Source organism: Novosphingobium sp. B-7 (assembly GCF_000410615.1).
GTDB classification, from domain to species: Bacteria; Pseudomonadota; Alphaproteobacteria; order Sphingomonadales; family Sphingomonadaceae; genus Novosphingobium; species Novosphingobium capsulatum.
In genome coordinates, this window is the sequence record NZ_KE148517.1 from 1 (window position 1) to 7,108 (window position 7,108).

Annotated in this window: 4 protein-coding genes; all 4 read left to right on the forward strand. The window is 63.3% G+C overall.

From position 1 onward, the window contains the following. Nucleotides 1–478: M23 family metallopeptidase (locus H926_RS0123720; RefSeq protein WP_022678445.1), on the forward strand; the 478-nt coding region annotated here is incomplete at its 5' end. A 358-nt stretch (nt 479–836) separates the two neighbouring features. Beyond that, nucleotides 837–3,689, forward strand: coding sequence for a TonB-dependent receptor domain-containing protein (locus tag H926_RS0123725; protein ID WP_022678446.1), 2,853 nt, complete (start codon nt 837–839; stop codon nt 3,687–3,689). Nucleotides 3,690–4,146: 457 nt separating this feature from the next. Next, the gene (locus tag H926_RS35335; RefSeq protein WP_237741186.1) at nt 4,147–5,187 is read left to right on the forward strand and encodes a TonB-dependent siderophore receptor; all 1,041 of its coding nucleotides are present in this window, start codon (nt 4,147–4,149) and stop codon (nt 5,185–5,187) included. A 35-nt stretch (nt 5,188–5,222) separates the two neighbouring features. Beyond that, nucleotides 5,223–7,108, forward strand: a 1,886-nt coding sequence (locus tag H926_RS35340) for a TonB-dependent receptor domain-containing protein (RefSeq protein WP_237741187.1), incomplete at its 3' end; no start/stop codon positions are given.

Genomic DNA, 7,108 nt, shown 5'->3' on the forward strand with positions numbered 1-7,108 from the left:
CCTCGCCCGCCGCGCCACGGAACGCGCCCGGATCGATGCAGCGCGGGCGCAGCGCACCACGGCCCAGGGCTGGCGGCAAACCATGGTGCGGCCGGCGCCTGGGCGCTTTTCCGGCCGATTCGGCGCACAGCGGATCTATCGCGGGCAACCCGGCGCCTATCACGGCGGGCTGGACATGGCCTCGCCCACCGGCACTCTGTTCGTGGCGCCGGCCGATGGTGTCGTCGTGCTCGCGGCAGAGGCGCCATTCACGCTGGAAGGGCGCCTGCTGATGCTGGACCACGGCATGGGCCTGGGCAGCGCGTTCCTGCATTGCAGCAGCCACCTTGTGGGCATGGGCGAGGCCGTTTCGCGCGGCCAGCCGCTCGGCACCGTCGGCATGACCGGGCGGGCCACCGGCCCGCATCTGCACTGGGCCCTGGCGTGGCAAATGGGCACGGTGATGCGCCGGCTGGACCCGCTGCTGTTCCTTGGCTGACAGTATCGCGGCGCCGGCTGCGGTGGTGCTCTCCAACAGGTAATATGGTTTCATTGGAAAATGACTGTTGCCGAGATGCACGTAATATTTCGACATTAAACCATTAAATTTCATGTATTTGCGAATACTGTTGTCGCATTGTCACACAAGTGAAGCCATTTATTTTGGCTCCGCACAATCGGCTTTCAAGCCAGCCGAAATCTCACAACAAACCGCGCCATCGGTCCCGTCCTTCGTGGAACTGGGCAGCGGTTTGGAACTTTCAGACCGCTGCACTGGAATGTCGGGATTGTCGCTCTCGGCCGGTGTCTCGCGATCTCTTTTGCGGGGCGCCGGCCCCCCACAAGGGACATAGATCGTGATCAAGACCCCCTCGTCCTTGCACTATGCTGGCGTTGCCAGCCTGGCCATGGCGCTGGCCTCGCTGGCCAGCCCCGCCTTCGCCCAGGATGCTGCCCCCACGGCCCTGCCCGCCACCGCCGCGGCTGATGCCACGGATGCCCCCGGCAGCGAAATCATCGTTACGGGCTCGCGCATCGAGCGCCCTGACCTGACGGCATCGAGCCCGGTTTCGGTGATCAGCGCGGATTCGATCAAGTCGGTGAACACCGTCACGGTCGAGCAGATCCTCAGCGTCAACCCGCAGTTTTCGGCCGGCCTCAACGGCGCCAGCAACAACCCGGGCGATGGCTCGGCCACGCTCGATCTGCGTGGCCTGGGTTCGCAGCGCACGCTGGTTTTGCTCAATGGCAAGCGCCTGCCGGTCTATGACGCCACCGGCTCGGTCGACGTCAACCAGATCCCCACCGCGCTGATCAAAAACGTTCAGGTTCTGACCGGCGGTGCTTCGGCGGTCTATGGTTCCGACGCCGTTTCCGGCGTGGTCAACTTCGTGCTGGACGACAAGTTCACCGGCCTCAAGCTTGACGCCGGCAGCCAGGTCACCGGCTATGGCGATGGCGCACAGTATGATGCCAGCCTTACCGGCGGGTTCAACATCGGCGATCGCGGCCACCTGATCCTGTCGACCAACTATTCGAAGCGTGATGGCGTCAAGTTTGCCGCGCGCGACTTTTCCAGTCGCACGCTGTGCTCGGAAGACCTGTCGCAAAGCTGCGGCTCGTCCAACACCACGCCCACGCTGTTTTCGATTCCGGGCGGCGGATTGCAGCAGGTTACCGCCGCTGGCGGCCTGACCAGCAACTACGGCACCTATAACTACAACCCGATCAACTACGCGCAGACGCCGTTCGAACGCTATGGCGGCATGGCGATGTGGAACTACGACGTCAGCGACAAGGTCGAGCTGTATGGCTGGGCTTCGTACCAGCACACCAAGACGGTCCAGACCCTCGCGCCGACGGCGACGGCGGGCTATCCGTTCAACGTCTATTCCGACAACCCCTACCTCAGCGCGGCCGAGCAGGAAGCGTTCTTCGACAAGGCTGCCAATCCGCAGTTGCAGATCAATTCCGACGGTAGCTCGACCATCAGCATCCGCCGCCGCATCACCGAGGCCGGCGGCCGTATCGAAACCCACACCAACGAAACCTGGCAGGCCCTGGCCGGCCTGCGTGGCGATTTCTTCGATACCGGCCTGAAGTTCGACACCTCGGTCCAGTATGCCCAGGTGCACAAGCACACCCTGCTGGAAAACGACCTGTCGTATTCGGCGCTGACCAATGCGCTTGACGCCGTGTCTGACGGCAATGGCGGCGCGATGTGCCGCAGTGCCGATGCACGCGCGCAGGGTTGCGTGCCGATCGATCTGTTCTCGGCCAATGGCATTACGCAGAATGCGCTGTCTTATGTGCTGCGCAATGCGACCGAAGACGATCGCACCACCCAGTTCGTGGCCGAAGGCAACGTGTCGGGCGACGTCAAATTCCTGCGCAGCCCGTTTGCCGCCAATCCGGCCGCCATCTCGCTGGGCGTGACCTATCGCCGCGAAACCGCCGATATCGAAGTCAGCGACGATTATGCCTCGGGTGACCTGATCTATTACGGCCAGGGCTTCAACATCCCGAACAAGAGCTACAACGTCAAGGAAGTCTACGCCGAGTTCAAGATGCCGCTTGTCCAGGACAAACCTGGCATCCAGGCGCTCGATGTTGAAACCGGCTATCGCTATTCGGACTACTCGATCTCGGGCGGGGTTTCGGCCTACAAGTTCGGGGCAGACTATGCGCCGGTGCAGGGCCTCAAGTTCCGCGCCAACTTCCAGCGTTCGGTGCGCGCACCAAACCTCTATGAACTCTACCTGCCCAAGACCCTGGGCACCGGCAACCTCGGTACCGATCCCTGCGCCGGTTCGGGCGTGACGGGCACCACCGCGGCACTGTGCCTCGCCCAGGGCGCCACCCAGACCCAGCTCGACAAAGGCTTGATTTCCGGTCCGATCTCGGGTCAGGTCAATGCCTTCTATGGCGGCAATACCAACCTCAAGCCGGAAAAGTCGAACACCATCACGGCCGGTGTGGTGATCGAACCGGCCCAGGTTCCGGGCCTGTCGCTGACCGCTGACTATTACGACATCAAGATCGCCAATGCGATCGTGACCAACTCCACCTCGGTGGTCGTGGCACAGTGCTTTGCCTCGGGTGATCCGACCAATCCCTATTGCCAGGGCATTCACCGCAGCACGGTCGATGGTTCGCTGTCGGGTGGCCTGACGGCGGGCGTCGATACGCTCTATGCCAACGTGGCGGCGCTACGCACGCGCGGTCTCGACTTCGGCGTGAACTTCCATCGCGGCAGCCGCAGCGGCTTCCACTATGGCTTCGACTTTGCCGGCACCTACGTCATCACCAACTATCAGGTGGTGGGCGGCAGCGTGATCCAGTGCGCCGGCCGCTTTGGTGCGGATTGCGACATTCCCACGCCGAAGTGGAAGCACGTGGCAACGCTGGGCCTGGGCTGGAAGAACGTTGATCTCTCCACCCGCTGGCGCCTGATCGGCCAGGTGAGCGAGGATGCCGACACGCAGATCCAGACCAACCGCATCCCGGCCGTCAGCTACTTTGACGAAACCGCCACGATCCGCGTGAACGACAAGTACACCTTCTCGCTCGGCGTGCTCAACGTGTTCGACAAGCAGCCCCCGATCGTGGGTGACACCAGCGGCGCCACCTCGGTGGCGGGCAGCACCTTCCCGACCGTCTATGACGTGATGGGCCGCAGCTTCTTCGCGCGCGTCACGGCCAACTTCTGATACCAGGCCCGGCGCGTCTTCCCCAAAGGGAGGGCGCGCCGGGCCATTTTTGCCGCAGGGCCACATCGCTGTGGCCTTGATCAGGCCGGGTCACCCAGACCCGGCCTTTTTTGCGTCTGCACAGCGCAACACGCTGGGGTGGTCTCGGGCAAATTTCCGACACACTTGAAACGAAATGTGGCTTTGGCGCCTCTGCGATTTACATAAATTTCGCGAGGTTTGCGGCTGATGCCTACGTATGTTGCTTCGTTGCAACATGAGTGAAACGTTTTGACGGGGTGTGAGAGAAGCTGCTTTCATTTGCGACGAAAAATCTCCCACAAGACGGCATCGGTCCCGGCTTTCGTGGAACGCTGCATCGTCCTGCCCTCGCAAAAGGGCCGGGCCTGCTTTGGAAAGCCGGGATTGTCGCTCCTGGCAGCCAAACTGGTCGGCTGCCTCCAGAAGGGACTGAACAGTGACCAAGATCAACACCACCGCCTATCGCGTCGGTGCAGCAGGCCTTGCGCTTGCCATCGCTTCGCTGGCCGCGCCTGCCTTTGCGCAAGACGCCGCCGCCCCGGCCGATGCCGCGCCCGCCGATGCGGGCCAGACCATCGTCGTCACCGGTTCGCGCATCGCTTCGCCGAACCTCACCTCGACCGCGCCGATCACCAGCCTGACGTCGGAAGACATCAAGCTGCAGGGCACGACCAAGACCGAAGACCTGCTCAACTCGCTGCCGCAGGTGTTCGCGGCGCAGTCTTCGACGCTGGCCAACGGTGCAACCGGTACCGCCACGGTCGACCTTCGCGGGCTCGGCTCGGTCCGCACCTTGGTGCTGGTCAACGGCCGCCGCCTGATGCCTGGTGACGTGACCACTTCGGCTGCCGACTTGAACTTCGTCCCGGCTTCGCTGGTCAAGCGCGTCGACGTGCTGACCGGTGGTGCTTCGGCCACCTACGGTGCCGACGCGGTCGCCGGCGTCGTCAACTTCGTGCTCGATACCGAGTTCACCGGCCTGCGCGTCGATGGCAACTACGGCTTCTACCAGCACAACAACCGCAACTCGGTCACCCCGTCTATCCTGGACGCGCGCATCAACAGCGGCGTTTCGGGCTACGGCTACCCCAAGGGCAGTGTTGCCGACGGCGCGAACTTCGATACCACGATCTCGTTCGGCACCAAGTTCGCCGACGGTCAGGGCCATGCGATGGCCTACTTCGGCTATCGCAAGTCGAACCCGATCCTGCAGTCCAAGCGCGACTACAGCTCGTGCACCGTGCAGAACCGCACGCGCAATCCCAACGCACTGCAGTGCGGCGGCTCGGCGACTTCGGGCGCCGGCAACATCCTGTTCACCCCGCAGGGCTCCTCGTCGTCGACCTTCGGCGCGCTTGGCCCGGGCACGCTGACGCCCAAGAGCAGCACGCGCTACAACTTCGCGCCGCTGAACTACTTCCAGCGTCCTGACGAACGCTACGCTACACCGCTGGCGCCTTCGTCGATTACGAAGTGAACTCGGCCATCCACCCGTACATGGAATTCATGTTCATGGATGACCGCACCGTGGCGCAGATCGCGCCGTCGGGCGACTTCGGCAACACGCTGACCATCAACTGCGACAACCCGCTCATGTCGGCCTCGCAGAAGAACCAGATCTGCAACCCTGACAACCTGATCGTTGGTTATGTCGGCACCTTCCCGCTGACCCGTGCCGCTTACTCCAACGTCTATGGCACCGCCGCTCCGGGGCCGATCAACAAGATCGACCCGACCACCGGCCAGCCGTACAACTTGGCGTATATGCAGCTGCTGCGTCGTAACGTCGAAGGTGGCGCACGCCAGAGCGATCTCGAGCACCAGGCATTCCGCACCCTGATCGGTTCGCGCGGCGAACTCGGCAAGGGCTGGAGCTATGACGCCTATTACCAGTACGGCCGCGTCAACTACTCGCAGATCTACACCAACGAGTTCTCGGCCCGTCGCCTGACCAACGCGCTCGACGTCGTGACCAACCCGGCCACCGGCCAGGCGGTCTGCCGCTCGGTGCTGACCGGCGCCGACCCGACCTGCTCGCCCTATGACGTGTTCGGCGGCACGATTTCGCCCGCAGCGCTTAAGTACCTGAGTGCCTCGGGCTTCCAGCGTGGCCACACCACCGAACAGGTGCTCAGCGGCCAGCTGACCGGCGACCTGGGCCAGATGGGCGTCAAGAGCCCGCTCGCCTCGGACGGCATCAGCATCGCGCTGGGCGTGGAACACCGCCGCGAATCGCTTGACCTCAAGACCGACAACGCCTTCGAAACCGGTGACCTCACCGGCCAGGGCGCGCCGACCCTGTCGACTTCCGGTTCGTACAACGTCACCGAGTTCATCAGCGAAGCCGAAGTGCCGCTGGTCCAGGATGGCTTCATCTACAACCTCAGCCTGAACCTGGGCTATCGCTACTCGCACTACAGCGTGTCGAACGGCCAGAAGTTCAACACCAACACCTGGAAGATCGGCGCCGATTTCGCCCCGGTTCGCGACATCCGCGTCCGTGGCTCGATCAACCGCGCTGTTCGCGCTCCGAACATCCAGGAACTGTTCTCGCCCAACTACGTCGGCCTCGACGGCTCGACCGATCCGTGCGCCGACAAGGTCATCACGGCGGCCGACCGTGGTTGCTTGCTGCAGGGTCTCAAGGTCGGTCAGCAGACCGTCTCGAACCCCGCTGCACAGTACAACGGCTACCTCGGCGGTAACGGTTCGCTGCGTCCTGAAGTCGCGACCACCAAGACCGTCGGCGTGATTCTGCAGCCGACGTTCGTTCCGGGCTTCAGCTTCAGCGTCGACTACTTCGACATCAAGCTGAAGAAGGCGATCCAGGGTTACGGCGCCGACGCGATCCTCGCGGCCTGCACCACCGATCTGAACCCGACGGCTTGCGGCCTCATCCACCGCAACGCGGCTGGCTCGCTGTGGCTGTCGTCTGACGGCTTCGTCACCGACACCCCGGTGAACGTCGGTGGCGTCAAGACCAAGGGCTTCGAGTTCAACGGCAACTACGCCCACTCGCTGGGTGGCCTGGGCCGTGGCACGATCAGCTTCGTCGCGACCTACCTCGACAAGTATGTCGTCGATAACGGTCTGACCGCCCTCTATGATTGCGCCGGCTACTATGGCGTGACCTGCGGCAGCCCGCGTCCCAAGTGGCGTCACAAGCTGCGGGTGGGCCTCGACACCAAGGCTGGCGTGAACCTCTCGGTGCAGTGGCGCTACTTCGACAGCGTCGAGGTGGAATACAAGAACCCGTCGACCTCGCTGGCGGCGCCCAACTACTCGAACTTCAACGCCCGCATCCCGACGCAGAGCTATTTCGACCTCGCTCTGTCGACTCGGATTCAGGGCAAGGCGACGCTGCGGTTCGGTGTGAACAACATCTTCGACCGTGACCC